Annotated in this window: 14 protein-coding genes and 2 tRNA genes; 10 read left to right on the top strand and 6 right to left on the bottom strand. The window is 67.6% G+C overall.

Annotated elements, in window-relative coordinates:
- Window positions 1-48: 48 nt before the first annotated feature.
- Together ABS361_01010 and ABS361_01005 are read right to left on the bottom strand one after the other, a co-directional pair.
- Entirely contained in the window at window positions 49-1143 is a 1095-nt protein-coding gene (locus tag ABS361_01010) for an ABC transporter substrate-binding protein (GenBank protein XBY46769.1), read from the bottom strand.
- 421 nt (window positions 1144-1564) lie between these two features.
- Window positions 1565-1639: transfer RNA gene (locus ABS361_01005), tRNA-Thr, on the bottom strand.
- 1106 nt (window positions 1640-2745) lie between these two features.
- Between ABS361_01005 and murA the strand changes: the two genes are divergently transcribed.
- The 7 genes from murA to ABS361_00970 all read left to right on the top strand — a co-directional run bounded on the left by murA (window position 2746) and on the right by ABS361_00970 (window position 8094).
- Window positions 2746-4047, top strand: a complete 1302-nt coding sequence (gene murA / locus ABS361_01000; GenBank protein ID XBY44915.1) for a UDP-N-acetylglucosamine 1-carboxyvinyltransferase — start codon at window positions 2746-2748, stop codon at window positions 4045-4047.
- Between the two features lie 200 nt (window positions 4048-4247).
- Window positions 4248-4682 (top strand): DUF2948 family protein, encoded by a 435-nt coding sequence (locus ABS361_00995; protein ID XBY44914.1) that lies wholly within the window; start codon window positions 4248-4250, stop codon window positions 4680-4682.
- A gap of 82 nt (window positions 4683-4764) precedes the next feature.
- Window positions 4765-6057, top strand: coding sequence for a histidinol dehydrogenase (gene hisD, locus ABS361_00990; GenBank protein ID XBY44913.1), 1293 nt, complete (start codon window positions 4765-4767; stop codon window positions 6055-6057).
- A gap of 15 nt (window positions 6058-6072) precedes the next feature.
- Window positions 6073-6561, top strand: coding sequence for a UPF0262 family protein (locus ABS361_00985; GenBank protein XBY44912.1), 489 nt, complete (start codon window positions 6073-6075; stop codon window positions 6559-6561).
- 4 nt (window positions 6562-6565) lie between these two features.
- Window positions 6566-7012 (top strand): arsenate reductase ArsC, encoded by a 447-nt coding sequence (locus ABS361_00980; GenBank protein XBY44911.1) that lies wholly within the window; start codon window positions 6566-6568, stop codon window positions 7010-7012.
- A 146-nt stretch (window positions 7013-7158) separates the two neighbouring features.
- Window positions 7159-7377: a translation initiation factor IF-1 gene (gene infA, locus ABS361_00975; GenBank protein XBY44910.1), complete on the top strand. Its 219-nt coding sequence runs from the start codon at window positions 7159-7161 to the stop codon at window positions 7375-7377.
- Between the two features lie 78 nt (window positions 7378-7455).
- Window positions 7456-8094, top strand: coding sequence for a Maf-like protein (locus ABS361_00970; GenBank protein ID XBY44909.1), 639 nt, complete (start codon window positions 7456-7458; stop codon window positions 8092-8094).
- Window positions 8095-8162: 68 nt separating this feature from the next.
- Here the strand turns inward: ABS361_00970 and ABS361_00965 are convergent, their stop codons facing one another.
- Window positions 8163-8678, bottom strand: coding sequence for a hypothetical protein (locus tag ABS361_00965; GenBank protein XBY44908.1), 516 nt, complete (start codon window positions 8676-8678; stop codon window positions 8163-8165).
- A gap of 252 nt (window positions 8679-8930) precedes the next feature.
- Here ABS361_00965 and yacG point away from each other — a divergent pair, with 252 nt between their 5' ends.
- From yacG to ABS361_00950, 3 genes are all read left to right on the top strand, one after another.
- The gene (gene yacG, locus ABS361_00960) at window positions 8931-9134 is read left to right on the top strand and encodes a DNA gyrase inhibitor YacG (GenBank protein XBY44907.1); all 204 of its coding nucleotides are present in this window, start codon (window positions 8931-8933) and stop codon (window positions 9132-9134) included.
- A 257-nt stretch (window positions 9135-9391) separates the two neighbouring features.
- Window positions 9392-9467, top strand: a tRNA-Phe gene (locus ABS361_00955).
- Window positions 9468-9618: 151 nt separating this feature from the next.
- Window positions 9619-10185, top strand: a complete 567-nt coding sequence (locus tag ABS361_00950) for a hypothetical protein (GenBank protein ID XBY44906.1) — start codon at window positions 9619-9621, stop codon at window positions 10183-10185.
- A gap of 104 nt (window positions 10186-10289) precedes the next feature.
- On the opposite strand, the gene ABS361_00945 is transcribed toward ABS361_00950, so the two are convergent.
- From ABS361_00945 to ABS361_00935, 3 genes are all read right to left on the bottom strand, one after another.
- Window positions 10290-11606: a UDP-glucose/GDP-mannose dehydrogenase family protein gene (locus tag ABS361_00945; protein XBY44905.1), complete on the bottom strand. Its 1317-nt coding sequence runs from the start codon at window positions 11604-11606 to the stop codon at window positions 10290-10292.
- Between the two features lie 213 nt (window positions 11607-11819).
- Window positions 11820-12770: a UDP-glucuronic acid decarboxylase family protein gene (locus ABS361_00940; protein XBY44904.1), complete on the bottom strand. Its 951-nt coding sequence runs from the start codon at window positions 12768-12770 to the stop codon at window positions 11820-11822.
- The gene (locus ABS361_00935; GenBank protein ID XBY44903.1) at window positions 12770-14830 is read right to left on the bottom strand and encodes a glycosyl transferase; all 2061 of its coding nucleotides are present in this window, start codon (window positions 14828-14830) and stop codon (window positions 12770-12772) included. The genes ABS361_00940 and ABS361_00935 overlap by 1 nt, the downstream gene beginning before the upstream one ends.
- Window positions 14831-14850: the final 20 nt, after the last annotated feature.

Below are 14850 nucleotides of genomic sequence, written 5' to 3'. Positions count from 1 at the left end.
AAGGATCAGGATCGCCGCCGCAGCCGGCGGCGATCCGGACCGAAGCGATCACTTCACCTGGGCGCCGACGACGCTGTCCCAGCCCTTGGTGATCTCGGCCTTGGCGGCGTTCTGCTCATCGAGCGTCGGGAACACGGCCTTGGCATAGGCCTCCGCCGGCGGCAGCTTGGCGAGCAGCTCGGCCGGGATCTTCTTGTTGGCGGCGAGATCGTTGAAGCGGATCGGGTGGCAGTAGCCCTTGAGCCAGCCGAGCTGACCTTCGTCCGAATAGAGATACTCCATCCAGAGCTTGGCGGCGTTCGGGTGCGGCGCGTAGGCGCTGATCGCCTGGACGTAGACGCCCGCGACCACGCCGGTCTGCGGCACGACGACGTCGATCGCGGTGCCCTTGCCGTTGTCGCGGTCGGCGAGCGCGTTGTAGTCCCAGCGGATGATGATCGGGGTGGCGCCCTGCGTCAGCGAGGCGATCTTGCCGACCACCGGCACGAAGTTGCCCTTCTTCTGCAGCTCGCCGAAGAACTTCAGGCCCTCGGCCGCGGCCTTCGAGGCATCGCCCTTGGCCGCCGACAGGCCGGCGGCGTAGACGCCCTGGATCGCCTGGTTGGCGGTGCGCGGGTCGCCGGCGAGCGCGACCGAATTGGCATAGTCGCTCTTCAGCAGGTCCGGCCAGTCCTTCGGGCTGTCCTTGACGATGTCCTTGTTCACCTCGAAGGCGAGGACGCCGTAATAGTCGCCGTACCAGTAGCCGTCCTTGTCCTTGGCGGCGTCCGGGATCGTGGCCCAGGTCGAGACCTTGTAGGGCTGGATCAGGCCCTGTTCCTTGGCGGTCGGGCCGAAGGAGAGACCGACGTCGATGACGTCCGGCGCCTGCGGGCCGGTGTTGCCCTTGTTGGCCTTGATCGCCTCGACCTCGTCGCCCGAACCGGCATCCGGGTTGAGCTCGTTGATGGTCAGACCGTACTTGGCCTTGAAGCCGGCGATCACGGCGCCGTAGCCGCACCAGTCGTGCGGCAGCGCGATGACGGTGAGCTGGCCTTCCTTCTTGGCGGCGGCGATCAGCTCGGGCGAGGCGTCGGCATAGGCCGGCGCGACCGCCGCGAAGCTGACGGAGGCGGCGAGCGACACGGCCAGGGTGCGCGTCATGGACATGGGATTGCCCTTGTGGTTGGCCGGAACGATCCGGCGAGATGTCGAAGAGGACGTCGCCGCGTAACAGGAGTCCAATGCAGTTTTGTGTCGCTGAAATCGCGGAGAAATGTTGCCCCCACGTCGTGCGGACCGCCGCGGAGGCACGAAGGCCTCCGCCGCGACGTCGCCCGGTGTGGGGCAGCGACGTCAGCCATTATGTCGGCTTTGTGACGATTGTGAATAGCGTCGGCGGGGCGGACTTGTTCGGAGTCGACACGGTCGAGTGCCGAACCGTCGCGCGGGCGCTCCTCACCGCCCGGCGTTCGCGGCACGAGAGCCGGGATCGAGCGAGCGGCCAGCGGACGAGAACAAGGACAAAGCGCCCCCGCCATTGCGACCGCGCCCGTCGACATTGATTGGGTAAAGAGGCTTGGAATGGTGCTGCGAGAGAGGATTGAACTCTCGACCTCTCCCTTACCAAGGGAGTGCTCTACCACTGAGCTACCGCAGCTTCGGGCGTACCGGACGCCGTCGCGAGCCGGGGAACCGCGTTGGCGGTCGGCTTGCGCGGGCGGTATGTGCCACAGCGGGCCCCACGACGCAAGTCTTGTGACGAAACGATCTCGTCGCGATGCCGACGCCTGTGGGTAACGCGACCGCCGCGCTGGCCGAGGCCAGCGAAACGGCCTGCAATTCAGTGCCGAACCGGCTCCGTTTCATGGGCGACGGCCGACCGTCAGGGAACGACGACCGCGCAGATCCACCTGCGCCCGCGCGGCGAGGACCAAGCGGCCGTCCACGTCCGGCCGGAGAGCCGCGTCGGTCCACGCTCGCGCTGGCGCATGTCGCGCGTTCGAGAGCAAGCAGCCGCACTCCGCTCATCGACGCCCCGGCGGATCATCGCCCCATCCGCACCTTGCGCCTCGGCAGAATGGCGCCAAGCCTTCCCGGCCGAGCGCCACGTTCATGCGCCCCTCGCGCGGGCGCGCACGGCGTGATAGGTGGCTTGATCGGCCGGGCCGCGATCGACGAGCGGGCGGCCGATACCCAGGCCTCATTCCGGACCGCCCCCGCCCCGCCATGCCCAGCGACCAGACCAACGCGCCCAAGGACGACCGCGCCGAACGCCTCGCTGCGGCGCTGCGGGAAAATCTGAAGCGGCGCAAGGCGCAGGCGCGCGGCCGCCGCGCCGCCGAGGCCGAGGCCGAGGCAGAGTCTGCTCGAGACGCCAAGGTCCCGGCCGGAAGCGGCAGGTCCCAAGCCCGACAGTTCGGAAGCCTCCGACTAGATCGCGACAGAGACGAGCGTTGCGCGCTCTGGACATGGTGTCGGGCGCCCGCACGCCGGCCCGCGCACCAAGGCAGGAACGGCCGCCCCCGACGAACGCCGCTACGGGCCGCCCCAGGCGCTCGCCGAGCCCGTCGTGCGCCCACATCGGGCCAAAACGGCGCAAGCCCGCCACAGTCCACCCGTAATCCACGGCCAAGGTCGTGTTCCAACGCTTGCCCGGCTCAGAACGCGAGAGTAAGCGAAACGTCAAGACAGAGCGATCGGCCGGCCCGATCGCGATCGGGGGTCGGCCGGGGGCGGCAGCGGCACCAGAAAGGCCAAGGTTTCATGGACAAGATCCGCATCGTCGGCGGCAATGCGCTGAGCGGCGTCATTCCGATTTCCGGCGCGAAGAACGCGGCCCTGCCGCTGATGATCGCGAGCCTGCTCACCGACGAGACGCTGACGCTCGAGAACGTGCCGCGCCTGCGCGACGTCGCGCTCCTGACCCGCATCCTGTCGAACCACGGCGTCGACTATTCGCTGAACGGCAAGCGCGCCGGCGAGGATCATCTGACCGGGCAGACCATCCACCTGCGCGCCAGCGAGATCGTCGACACGCGCGCGCCCTACGATCTGGTCAGTCAGATGCGCGCGAGCTTCTGGGTCATCGGCCCGCTGCTCGCGCGCGCCCACGAGGCCAAGGTGTCGCTGCCGGGCGGCTGCTCGATCGGCACGCGGCCGGTCGACCTGTTCCTGATGGGTCTCGAGAAGCTCGGCGCCAAGCTCGACATCGATCGCGGCTATGTGGTTTCGTCGGCGCCCGGCGGCCTGCGCGGCGCCGAGATCGTGTTCCCGAAGGTCTCGGTCGGCGCCACCCACACGCTGATGATGGCGGCGACGCTCGCGCGCGGTGAGACCGTGCTCGTCAATGCCGCCCGCGAGCCGGAGATCGCCGACCTCGCCAAGTGCCTGATCGCCATGGGCGCCAAGATCGAGGGCGCCGGCACCGGCACCATCCGCATCGAGGGCGTCGAGCGCCTGCACGGCGCGACGCACCGCGTGCTGCCCGACCGCATCGAGACCGGCACCTATGCGATGGCCGTGGCGATGACCGGCGGCGACCTGATGCTCGAGGGCACCTCGCCGGACCTGCTCGACAACGCGCTCGACACGCTCACCGCCGCCGGCGCCGAGATCACGCCGACCAACGCCGGCATCCGCGTCAAGCGCAACGGCCACGGCATCCACCCGGTCGACATCACCACCGAGCCGTTCCCCGGCTTCCCGACCGACCTGCAGGCGCAGTTCATGGCGCTGATGACGCGCGCGAGCGGCACGTCGCGGATCACGGAGACCATCTTCGAGAACCGCTTCATGCATGTCGCCGAGCTCGCCCGGCTCGGCGCCCGCATCAGCCTCGATGGCCAGGTCGCGACCGTCGAGGGCGTCGATCGCCTGGTCGGCGCGCCCGTCATGGCGACCGACCTGCGCGCCTCGGTGTCGCTGGTCATCGCCGGGCTCGCCGCCGAAGGCGAGACGACTGTCAGCCGCGTCTACCATCTCGATCGCGGCTTCGAGCGGCTGGAAGAGAAGCTGTCGCGCTGCGGCGCCATCATCGAGCGCCTCGGCGGCGAAGGCGCGCGCTGATCGGCCGAACCGGCCTCAGGGTTCATCACGGTTGCGGGAACGCGCCGGACTTCCTAAGTCTGGCGCGTTCTCTTGTTTCTGACGAGGCGGCGCGCGGCCCGGCGCCCGTGGCTGCCGTGCGGTCGCCGCACCGCCGATCGTACCGCCGATCGTACCGCCGACTTCGTCCCATGCCGCATCACGCCAGGAGCCCCGATTCGATGTCCGCTCTAAAACTGCTCGCCCTCGATGCGGAAGACCTCGCCGTCGTATCGGCGCATGTGCAGGATGCGGTGCTCAAGGTCGCCGACGTGAGCTGGCGGCCGAAGGAGCGCCGGCTCGTCGTTGCGCTGAACCGCTTCGTCTGGGAGGGCGTCGGCGCGGGGCGCAAGCACGGCTTCGAACGTCGCCGCGCCTGCCTGCATTTCGCCCGCGTCGATGCGGTCAAGGCGACGCGCATCCGCCCTGATCTTCCCGACACCGTGCTCGAACTGCTGGCGATCCGTTTCGAGGAGACCAACGCGCCGGGCGGCACGGTCGAACTGTTGTTCGCCGGCGGCGGCACGATCCGCCTCGAGGTCGAATGCATCGAAGCCGGCCTCGCCGACCTCGGCGCTGCCTGGTCGACGGAAAAGATGCCGGCCCACGAGGGGTGAGCGGCCCCTGGCTCCCCCCACGCCGCATCGACAAGTCGGCGCCCGGCGGCTAGAACGGCACGTCCGCGTTCCAGAGGCATCCATGGCCATCCGTCTCGATACCGCCGCCGCCGATTTCGAAGCCCGTTTCCGCGATCTGCTCGCGATGAAGCGCGAGGTATCCGAAGACGTCGATCAGGCGGTGCGCGCGATCGTCCGCGCGGTGCGCGAACAGGGTGATGCGGCGCTGATCGAGCTGTCGAAGAAATTCGACCGGGTCGATCTGGACAAGCTCGGCATTCGCATCTCCGCCGCGGAGATCGCGGCCGCCCGCGCGAGCGTCGATGCCGAGACCTATGCCGCGCTCGAGCTCGCCCGCGACCGCATCCGCTCCCATCACGAGCGCCAGCGGCCGAAGGACGACCGCTACACGGATGCGCTCGGCGTCGAGCTCGGCTCGAAGTGGACGGCCGTGCAGTCCGTCGGTCTCTACGTGCCGGGCGGCACCGCGAGCTATCCGTCCTCGGTGCTGATGAACGCCGTGCCGGCCAAGGTCGCCGGCGTCGGCCGCATCGTCATGGTCGTGCCCTCGCCGGACGGCAAGCTCAATCCGCTGGTGCTCGCCGCCGCCGAACTCGCCGGCGTCGACGAGATCTACCGGATCGGCGGCGCTCAGGCCGTGGCCGCCCTCGCCTACGGCACCGAGACGATCGCGCCGGTCGCCAAGATCGTCGGCCCCGGCAATGCCTATGTCGCCGCCGCCAAGCGGCAGGTGTTCGGACAGGTCGGCATCGACATGATCGCCGGCCCGTCGGAGGTGCTGGTCGTCGCCGACGCGGCGAACGATCCCGATTGGATCGCCGCCGACCTGCTCGCCCAGGCCGAGCACGACACGGCGGCACAGTCGATCCTGATCACCGATTCGCCCGAGCTCGCGGCGGAAGTGGAAAAGGCGGTCGAACGCCAGCTCGCCACGCTGCCGCGCGCCGAGACCGCGCGCGCGAGCTGGCGCGACTTCGGCGCGATCATCCTGGTCGGCGATCTCGCCGAGAGCGTCGCGCTCGCCGATCGCATCGCGGCCGAGCATCTGGAACTGGCCGTCGAAGATCCCGAACCGCTGTTCGCGGCCGTGACCAATGCCGGCGCCGTCTTCCTCGGCCGCTACACGCCCGAGGTGATCGGCGACTATGTCGGCGGCTCCAACCACGTGCTGCCGACGGCGCGCTCGGCGCGCTTCTCCTCCGGCCTCGGCGTGCTCGACTTCATGAAGCGCACCTCGCTCCTGAAGCTCGGCCCCGACCAGCTGCGCGCGCTCGCCCCCGCCGCCATGACGCTCGCCAAGGCCGAAGGCCTCGATGCGCATGGCCGGTCGGTCGGCATCCGCCTGAACCTCTGAGCGGAGGCGAACGACATGGACGCGTCCGGCACCCTGACCCGCAACCGCCTCGTCGAGGTCACGCTCGACGAAGGCTCGATCGCGCGTTCCTCGCACGACGTCGAGCACGAGCGCGCGGTGGCGATCTACGATCTGATCGAGGAGAACGCCTTCCGCCCGGTCGGGCACGACGGCGGTCCCTACCGGCTGCGCATCAGTCTGGTCGAGAGCAAGATGATGCTCGAGATCTCGGACGAGCACCTGAAGCCTGTCATGACGCACATCCTGTCGCTGACGCCGTTCCGCAAGATCGTGAAGGACTATTTCCTCGTCTGCGAGAGCTACTACGCCGCGATCCGCACCGCGACGCCGTCGCAGATCGAGGCGATCGACATGGGCCGCCGCGGGCTGCACAACGAGGGCTCGCGCGTGCTGCAGGAACGGCTCGACGGCAAGATCGAGGTCGATTTCGACACGGCGCGACGCCTGTTCACGCTGGTCTGCGCGCTGCATTGGAAAGGCTGAAGGCATGAGCCGGTCGGGCCCGAGCTCCGTCCTGTTCGCCTGCAGCATGAACGCCGTCCGCTCGCCGATGGCCGAGGCCATCGCCCGGCATCTGTTCGGCCATGAAGTCTACATCGCCTCCGCGGGCGTCCGTTCCGGCGAGCTCGACCCCTTCGCCGTCAAGGCGATCGAGGAGATCGGCCTCGATATTTCCAAGCACAAGCCGCACACCTTCGAGGATCTGGAAGATTCGAACTTCGACCTCGTCATCACACTGGCGCCGGAGGCCCATCACAAGGCGCTCGACATGACCCGCACGATGGCGATGGACGTCGAATACTGGCCGACGCCCGACCCGCAACTGGCGAGCGGCTCGCGCGACCAGATCATGGAATCCTATCGCGCAGTGCGTGACGGCCTCATGCGCCGCATCAAGGACCGGCTCGAGTGGCGCCCGAAGGCGCACGACTGAGCCCGGAGCGACCGCACGGAAACGGCCGTCGCACACCCCTTCAGCCCCCGAAATCTCACGGATCAGGAACTCTTGTCGGCCCTGTTTCCTTTTCGGGCCCGATCCGTTAGTTTCCCGCCAACTCCAGACCCAGAACCGGATACCCTATGACCAAGGAAGAGATCCTGGAATTCCCCGGCATCGTGAGCGAACTGCTTCCGAACGCGACCTTCCGCGTGAAACTCGAGAACGATCACGAGATCATCGCCCACACCGCTGGCCGCATGCGCAAGAACCGCATCCGCGTTCTCGCCGGCGACAAGGTGCTCGTCGAGATGACGCCGTACGACCTGACCAAGGGCCGGATCACCTATCGCTTCAAGTGACGCCGCCCCGGCGACCGGTCGATCGCGCCAAGGGCCTCGACCGCCGTCCGCCGGACCGGCCACCTTTCGGGACCCGACATGGTTGAGATCCGCCAGAAGCTCGTGCTCGCCTCGGCCTCGCCGCGACGCCTGGCGCTCCTGAACCAGATCGGCATCGAGCCCGACTACCTGCGCCCCACCGACGTCGACGAGACGCCGGAGAAGGGCGAGCTGCCGCGTCAGCTCGCGACCCGGCTCGCCAAGATCAAGGCCGAGGCCGCGCTCGCCTGGTCGAAGCGCGACACGCCCTGGACCGGCGCCTATATCATCGCGGCCGATACGGTCGTCGCGGTCGGCCGGCGCAGCCTGCCCAAGGCCGAGACCACCGAACAGGCGGTCGACTGCCTGCGCCTGCTCTCCGGCCGCGCCCATCGCGTCTGGACCGGCGTCTCGCTGGTGACGCCGTCCGGCGCGATCCGCTCCAAGCTGGTCGAGACGCGCCTGCGCTTCAAGCGGCTGACCCGCGCCGACATCGAGGCCTACATCGCCTCCGACGAGTGGCGCGGCAAGGCCGGCGGCTATGCGATCCAGGGCATCGCCGGCGGCTTCGTGGTCAAGCTGATCGGCTCCTACACCAATGTCGTCGGCCTGCCGCTCGCCGAGACGGCGGCGCTGCTCGACGGCGAGGGCTATCCGATCCGCGCCCGCTGGTCGTCGCCGCTCGTGCCGGCGGCCTGAGCCCTCCTCCCCGATCGACACGCCGCATCACGGACCACTCCGGCGGCCGGCGATCCCCTGTTCAGGCGTCACGGCGCCGGCGGCAGATCGCAGGCGAGGATGCCGGTCACGCGGATCGTCGGGCCGAGTTGCGGGATCAGTTCGCCCATGTCGGTGACGACGAAGGCGCCCTGCTCGTTCGGGCCGACCGTGCCGGCGGTCTCGAAATCCTGCCGGGCGAGCGTCGGCGTCATTCGGCTGACCGAAATCCCCTTCAGCACCTTGTCCGGGAACGGATTGACCGTCTCCCAGGCGAACACGCCGAGCAGGATCTGGAACCGCGGCGAGGCCGCCTGCACGCGCGCCATCGCCTCCGGCGGCAGGGGCGTCGGACGGCACGCCTGCACCGCGGCCTCGCGCACACCGAGGCGGATCTTCGATTCCGTTTCGCACGACGCCTTGCAGCGCCGCGCCGCCTCGCGCACGGCCGAATCGTCGAGCAGCGTCGCATTCTGCAGGTCGGCCAGCGTGCAGGACATGAAGCAGCCGGCCTCGGCTGGCCCGCTCGCGCCGAGCCAGCCGCCGATCAGGACCAGTGATATCATTGCAGGTCGTGCGAACCTCGCGCCGCGGCCCCGCCGCGCCTCCACGCGCTCCTTGATCATCGCCGCCTCCCGGTATGGCGTCTCTTATGAACGCCTCATAGGGAGCCTAGCGGCTCCGGCGCGCATGGCAAACCGGCCGAAGCGGCAAAGGTCGCCCGCACCCTTTGTTCGCAGTCTGCGATCGGACCGTCGCACCACCTTCTCTGGATCCGCCCCCTTGATCCGACCATACGGAGCATGACATGAGGCGACATGAGTTCAGATGCCGAATCCGCCCCCAAGCGCCCGCCGCGGCCCTGCCCGATCTGCGGCAAGATGTCGGTCTTCAAGAGCTACCCGTTCTGCTCGCCGCGCTGCCGCGCCGTCGACCTGAACCGTTGGCTGACCGGCGCCTATGCCATCCCGGTCGTCGAGGACGACGACATGCCGGACGATCCCTCCGAGCGCGAACGCTGACGCGCGCGGCCTGCGCCGGGCCGGAGAAGCGCAGACCATCGCGCGGATTCAACACGTGAATCCGCGGTGTCGGCCTGGATCGGAGCCACGCGGGCCCCACCGGGACCGAACGCGGTGCGGCCGCCTCGAACGCGCCCCGGCGCGTTCATCCACAGCCCCGCGATTAGTTTGCCGCCCCCGCTGGACAGACCCGATTCGAGTGACTATAACGCCCGAACTTTCCGGAACGGCCCGCCCCGAGCGAGCCAGCCGCGAAGGCCCAGGTAGCTCAGTTGGTAGAGCATGCGACTGAAAATCGCAGTGTCGGTGGTTCGATTCCGCCCCTGGGCACCATTTCTCAATGTCATAGACGGTCGATGACCGGGTTCTTGCCCGCCGAAAAGTGGGAAAGCGACACGCCTGAAAGCCTGTTCACGCGAGTTTCCAGTCGATATTGTTGGTGGAGCCATGGAATATGGCCCATGGCACTGTATCGAGGTGCCCAATGGTCGCCATTAGTCTTTTTATCTCGGTGCTCTCGCTGATTGTCTCGGTCTTGACAGCGTGGTTTACGTTGTTTAGACGCGGCACCTTGGCCATGACTCAGCCATCAATAGTCTTTTTTGGATTTGATTTCACACCTCAGCAGACGGCGAAAATATTCCTACGCACTCTGCTTTACAGCACAGCTCATCGCGGTCAGATGATCGAACAGATGTATGCCCGCGTTCACCGCGACAGAGAGACGAGAACTTTTGCATTTTGGGGATATGCCGAAGCCGAAAAGCTATCGCCGGGTAGCGGGCTATATGTCAGCCAGACGGGCATCGTCGCCAATCACCACTTCGTTCTTTCCGCGCACCAGAAACCGTATGCTTTCGAGGCCGGACACTATTCGATCGAGGTGTTCGCCCGGATGGTTGGACGCAAGTCGCCTGTCCGGCTCGCCTGCATCGAAATCGTGCTGTCTCCGGAGGACTCTCGCACTTTGGATCAAGCCAAAGGCGTTCTTTTTGAGTTCGATCCAGATGCCGATACATACATCGGATGTCCGAGAGACGCACGTCCATGACGGCAGTAGCCGCTTGAAAGAAGGCCCTGTTCGACCTTGGACGACCGAACGGCGCGGACGCCGCGCTGTCATATCCTTGTAGCGGTCCGACGCCAGAATCTGTTTTACGCCTCGCGCCCCGGCCGCCCCACCGAATCATACTGGAATCCCTGCGCCTCGACCTCCGCGGCCGACAGCACGTTGCGCATGTCGACGATGACAGGGCGGCGCATGACCGCCTTCAGCCGGGCGAGATCCAGCGTCCGGAACTCGTTCCACTCCGTCACGATCGCGATCGCGTCCGCGCCCTCGGCGCAGGCATAGGGGTCGTCGCAATAGACGACCGAGGCGGGCAGCTTCGGCTTTGCCTGTTCCATCGCGGCCGGGTCGTAGGCGCGGATCGCGGCGCCCCAATAGTCGAGCGAGGCGACGATGTCGATCGAGGGCGCCTCGCGCATGTCGTCGGTCTCTGGCTTGAAGGCGAGGCCGAGCACGCCGATCGTCGCGCCGCGCACGCTGCCGCCGAGCGCCTTCAGGATCTTGCGGCCGATGTTGCGCTTCCTGAGATCGTTGGCGTGGATGACCCGCTCCAGGATCGGCATCTGCGCGCCGACGTCGTTGGCGGTGTTGAGCAGCGCCAGCGCATCCTTCGGGAAGCACGAACCGCCGAAGCCCGGACCGGCGTTCAGGAACTTGCGGCCGATCCGGCTGTCGAGGCCGATGCCGACCGCGACCTCGGCGACGTCGGCACCGACATGCTCGCAGAGATCGGCGATCTCGTTGATGAAGCCGAGCTTGGTCGCCAAGAACGAGTTGGCGGCATACTTGATCATCTCGGACGTGCGTCGGCGCGTGAACAGGAGCGGCGCGCCCTTGGCGGTCAACGGCGCGTAGATCGCCTCCGCGACCGCGCGCGCATTGTCGTCCTCGACACCGACGACGATCCGATCCGGCTCCATGAAGTCGCTGATCGCGGCGCCCTCGCGCAGGAACTCGGGGTTCGACGCCACCGAGACGGCCAGCTCCGGGCGGACCGTGGCCAAAATCTCTTCGACCCGGTCGCCGGTGCCGATCGGCACCGTCGATTTGTTCACGACCACCGCGCCGGCCTTCAGGAACGGCGCACAGGCTTCGACCGCGGCATGCACGAAGGTCAGTTCGGCACGGCCGTCGAACCGCGACGGCGTGCCGACGGCGATGAACACTGCCGCGCTGTCGGAGATGGCGGCGTCGATGCCGGTGGCGAAGGTGAGCCGCCCCGCGGCGACATTGCGCGCGACCAAGGCGTCGAGGCCGGGCTCGTAGATCGGCATCTGGCCGGAGCGGATAGCGTCGATCTTGGCGGGGTTGTTGTCGATGCAGAGCACCGAATGGCCGAGCTCGGCGAAGCAGGCTCCGGAGACGAGACCGACGTAACCGGCGCCGATGACGGACAGACGCATATCCTACTCCCCGGGACGAATCGTTAGAATGGCGCGTCCCGAACGTGCCAGACATGGTCCCTCAGTTCATCAGTATCATGACAACGGCCGACGGTACGGCCCGGTTCGGCGCCATGCCGGCTCAGGAAAGCGCGGTCGCCCCGGCACGCGAGACGAAAAGGGCGCCCTTTGGCGCCCCTTGACGATATCGGATCGGCGGCGCGCCCTCGCCGCTCAGAGCGTCGCCTGGAAATAGGCGATGGTGCGCTTCAAGCCCTCTTCGAGCGCGATCGTCGGTTCCCAGCCGAGCGTGCGGCGCGCGAGCGTGATGTCGGGCTGGCGCTGGCGCGGATCGTCCTGCGGCAACGGCTTGTGGACGATCTCCGAGCGCGAGCCGGTGAGCCGGACCACCGCCTCGGCGAGCTCCAGCATCGAGAACTCGGCCGGATTGCCGACGTTGATCGGCCCGGTCACGCTCTCGTCGGTCGCCATCAGCCGGACCATGCCGTCGATCAGGTCGTCGACGTAGCAGAACGAGCGCGTCTGCCGGCCGTCGCCATACATGGTGATCGCCTCGCCCCGCAGCGCCTGGACGATGAAGTTCGACACCACGCGGCCGTCGTTCGGATGCATGCGCGGGCCGTAGGTGTTGAAGATGCGGATCACCTTGATCGGCAGGCCGTGCTGGCGCCGGTAGTCGAAGAACAGCGTCTCGGCGCAGCGCTTGCCCTCGTCGTAGCAGGCGCGCGGACCGATCGGATTGACGTTGCCCCAGTAGTCCTCGGTCTGCGGATGCACGGTCGGATCGCCGTAGACCTCACTGGTCGATGCCTGCAGGATCCGGCAGCGCAGCCGCTTGGCGAGGCCGAGCATGTTGATCGCGCCGTGCACCGAGACCTTGGTCGTCTGCACCGGATCGAACTGGTAGTGCACCGGCGACGCCGGGCAGGCGAGATTGAAGATCGCGTCAACCTCGACGAACAGCGGGAAGGTGATGTCGTGGCGCATCGCCTCGAACAGCGGATTGTCGATCAGATGCGCGATATGCGCCCGCCGCCCGGTGAAGTAGTTGTCGACGCAGAGAACCTCCGCGCCCTCCTTCAACAACCGCTCGCACAGATGCGAACCGAGAAACCCCGCGCCGCCGGTGACGAGGACGCGCTTACCCTTGTAGGTGAAGGCCATCAGGCTTTCTTTCGTTGGAGACGGGGCACCGCGCCGGCGGCTGCCGACGCGGCCTGCCGGTCCCGGGTCATCAGACGGCTGTCGGGCGCGAGCGGACGGAACCGGTCGCGCAGATCGAGCGCTTGACGCCACAGATCGAGGTAGTCGGCGCGCGTCTGCATCTCGATCGCCTCGTGCTCGAGTTCGAGCCCGACGTCGAAATACTCGTCGAGATTGGCGAGATCCGGCACCGGCAGCCGGTCCTCACGGAACGCCCGCCACATGTCGCCGTAGAGCCGCTCAAGTTCGCGCACCAGGAGCGGCGTGTCGAACAGCACGCAGCTGTCGCGGCCGGCCGCGAGCTTGGCCCGGAGCCCCGCGAGCCGGTCCGGATCGCGGCCGAGCGCGATGGCGGTGGCGACGAAAGCCTCGGCATCGGTGGTGATCAGTTCGGGCAGACCGGCCGAGGCGACAAGACTGCCGCAGACCCGCGAGGCGAACGAGCGTCCGGCATAGGTCAGGACCGGCACGCCGACCCACAGCGCATCCGAGCAAGTGGTATGCGCGCCGTAAGGTGTGGTGTCGAGGAACAGATCCGCCTGCCGGTAGCGCGCCAGATGCTCGGCATTCTTCATCTTGCCGGCAAACACGACCCGCTCGGGATCGATACCCTTGGCGGCGGCGTAGTCCTTGAGCCGGGCGTTGGTCGCCTCGCTGCCGGTCAGGAGCCAGAGCACCGAACCGGGCACGCCCTCGATGATCTTCAGCCAGCGATCGAAGGTGAAGCGGGTGATCTTGTGCGTGCCGTTGAAGCAGCAGAACACCACCCCGGTCTCGGGCAGGCCGAGCTCCGCGCGGGTGAACGCCTTGTCGGCGACGATCCGGTGCCGGTTGTTCGGCTGGTAGCACGGCAGCCGCAGCACCTGCTCGGAGTAATAGAGCTCGTGGTCGGGCGGGATGATGAAATCGTCCGCGATCACGTAGTGATGGTACGGGCTCGCCGTCGTGCCCGGATAGCCGAGCCAGTTGACGATCACCGGCGCCGGCCGGTGCGCGATCAGCTTGGTGCGGCCCTCGCGGGTATAGCCGTTGAGGTCGATCAGGATCTGGATGCCGTCCTCGGCCATGCGGCGCGCGGCGGTCTCGTCGTCGACCTGGGTGATGTCGTGCCAGTGGTCGCAGGTCGCCTTGAAGTGGTCGTGCATCGGCCCGCTGCCGGGCGGGCCGCTGTAATAGGCGAAGACCTCGACCTTCGCCCGATCGTGCAGCGCGAAGATCTCCGAGACCAGATGGCCGACCGCGTGCTCGCGCAGGTCGGAGGAGAGATAGCCGACCTTGAGCGGACCGTCGTGCGCCACGGCCGCCGGCCAATCGAACATCACGCCGCGCGGGCGACCGACATCCGACTTGTTGTAGGCATGGGCGAGGCCGAGCTGGAACAGCGGGTCGTCGGTGTGCGCCGCGACCGACAAGGGCGACAGGCCGGCGAGCAGCTGCCGGGTCGACACCCGGTCCGTCGGCTCGATGACCGGCCACTTGCACTGCCGCTGCCGCGCGGCGAGGAAGTGCTGCGCGACCTCCTTCTGGCCCGGCACCAGATCGAGGCTCTGCCGCAGCATCTCCTCGGCGAGCTCGTCCTTGGTGACGGCCTCGAGCGTGCGCGCCATCTGATTGAGCGCCGTCGTCTTGTGATGCACGGCGGCGCCGTTGACGGCCGCGAGCTTCTCGACCGCCTTCGACCAGCAGGCGACCGCGTCGCCGATGCCGCCGAGCCGTTCGAGCACGCGCCCGAGATTGATGTAGAGCGGCATGAACTCGGCATTGAGCTGGATCGCGCGCTCCAGGCACTCCTTGGCGACGGTCAGCTTGCCCGCGTCGGAGAGGATGACGGCATAGTTGAACAGCACCGCGTAGAGCAGCGAGTTGTCGCCGTTGTGCTGGATCCAGACCGAATAGATCGCATCGACCGCGCCGACCTGCCCGCCGAGCTTGAGCTGGTCGGCGACGCGGATCAGATCCGTCACCGACAGGGTTCGCTCGACCGCCTGACTCAGCGCCCGGCCCAGGACCTCGTTGTTCATGGCGACGCTCGCTCTCTGAG

The organism is Ancalomicrobiaceae bacterium S20, assembly GCA_040269895.1.
Lineage (GTDB): Bacteria > Pseudomonadota > Alphaproteobacteria > Rhizobiales > Ancalomicrobiaceae > Methyloraptor > Methyloraptor flagellatus.
Note: the sequence above shows the minus strand (reverse complement) of the source record. Positions and strands in the feature narration are given on the sequence as shown.

What these genes read in the sequence shown, in the direction of transcription:
- ABS361_00970 (XBY44909.1), top strand. Translation starts at nt 7,456, where the DNA reads ATGGTTGAGATCCGCCAGAAGCTCGTGCTCGCCTCGGCCTCGCCGCGA.
- ABS361_00995 (XBY44914.1), top strand. Translation starts at nt 4,248, where the DNA reads ATGTCCGCTCTAAAACTGCTCGCCCTCGATGCGGAAGACCTCGCCGTC.
- ABS361_00950 (XBY44906.1), top strand. Translation starts at nt 9,619, where the DNA reads ATGGTCGCCATTAGTCTTTTTATCTCGGTGCTCTCGCTGATTGTCTCG.
- yacG (XBY44907.1), top strand. Translation starts at nt 8,931, where the DNA reads ATGAGTTCAGATGCCGAATCCGCCCCCAAGCGCCCGCCGCGGCCCTGC.
- ABS361_00985 (XBY44912.1), top strand. Translation starts at nt 6,073, where the DNA reads ATGGACGCGTCCGGCACCCTGACCCGCAACCGCCTCGTCGAGGTCACG.
- ABS361_00965 (XBY44908.1), bottom strand. Translation starts at nt 8,678, where the DNA reads ATGATATCACTGGTCCTGATCGGCGGCTGGCTCGGCGCGAGCGGGCCA.
- murA (XBY44915.1), top strand. Translation starts at nt 2,746, where the DNA reads ATGGACAAGATCCGCATCGTCGGCGGCAATGCGCTGAGCGGCGTCATT.
- ABS361_00945 (XBY44905.1), bottom strand. Translation starts at nt 11,606, where the DNA reads ATGCGTCTGTCCGTCATCGGCGCCGGTTACGTCGGTCTCGTCTCCGGA.
- ABS361_01010 (XBY46769.1), bottom strand. Translation starts at nt 1,143, where the DNA reads ATGACGCGCACCCTGGCCGTGTCGCTCGCCGCCTCCGTCAGCTTCGCG.
- ABS361_00940 (XBY44904.1), bottom strand. Translation starts at nt 12,770, where the DNA reads ATGGCCTTCACCTACAAGGGTAAGCGCGTCCTCGTCACCGGCGGCGCG.
- ABS361_00935 (XBY44903.1), bottom strand. Translation starts at nt 14,830, where the DNA reads ATGAACAACGAGGTCCTGGGCCGGGCGCTGAGTCAGGCGGTCGAGCGA.
- infA (XBY44910.1), top strand. Translation starts at nt 7,159, where the DNA reads ATGACCAAGGAAGAGATCCTGGAATTCCCCGGCATCGTGAGCGAACTG.
- ABS361_00980 (XBY44911.1), top strand. Translation starts at nt 6,566, where the DNA reads ATGAGCCGGTCGGGCCCGAGCTCCGTCCTGTTCGCCTGCAGCATGAAC.
- hisD (XBY44913.1), top strand. Translation starts at nt 4,765, where the DNA reads ATGGCCATCCGTCTCGATACCGCCGCCGCCGATTTCGAAGCCCGTTTC.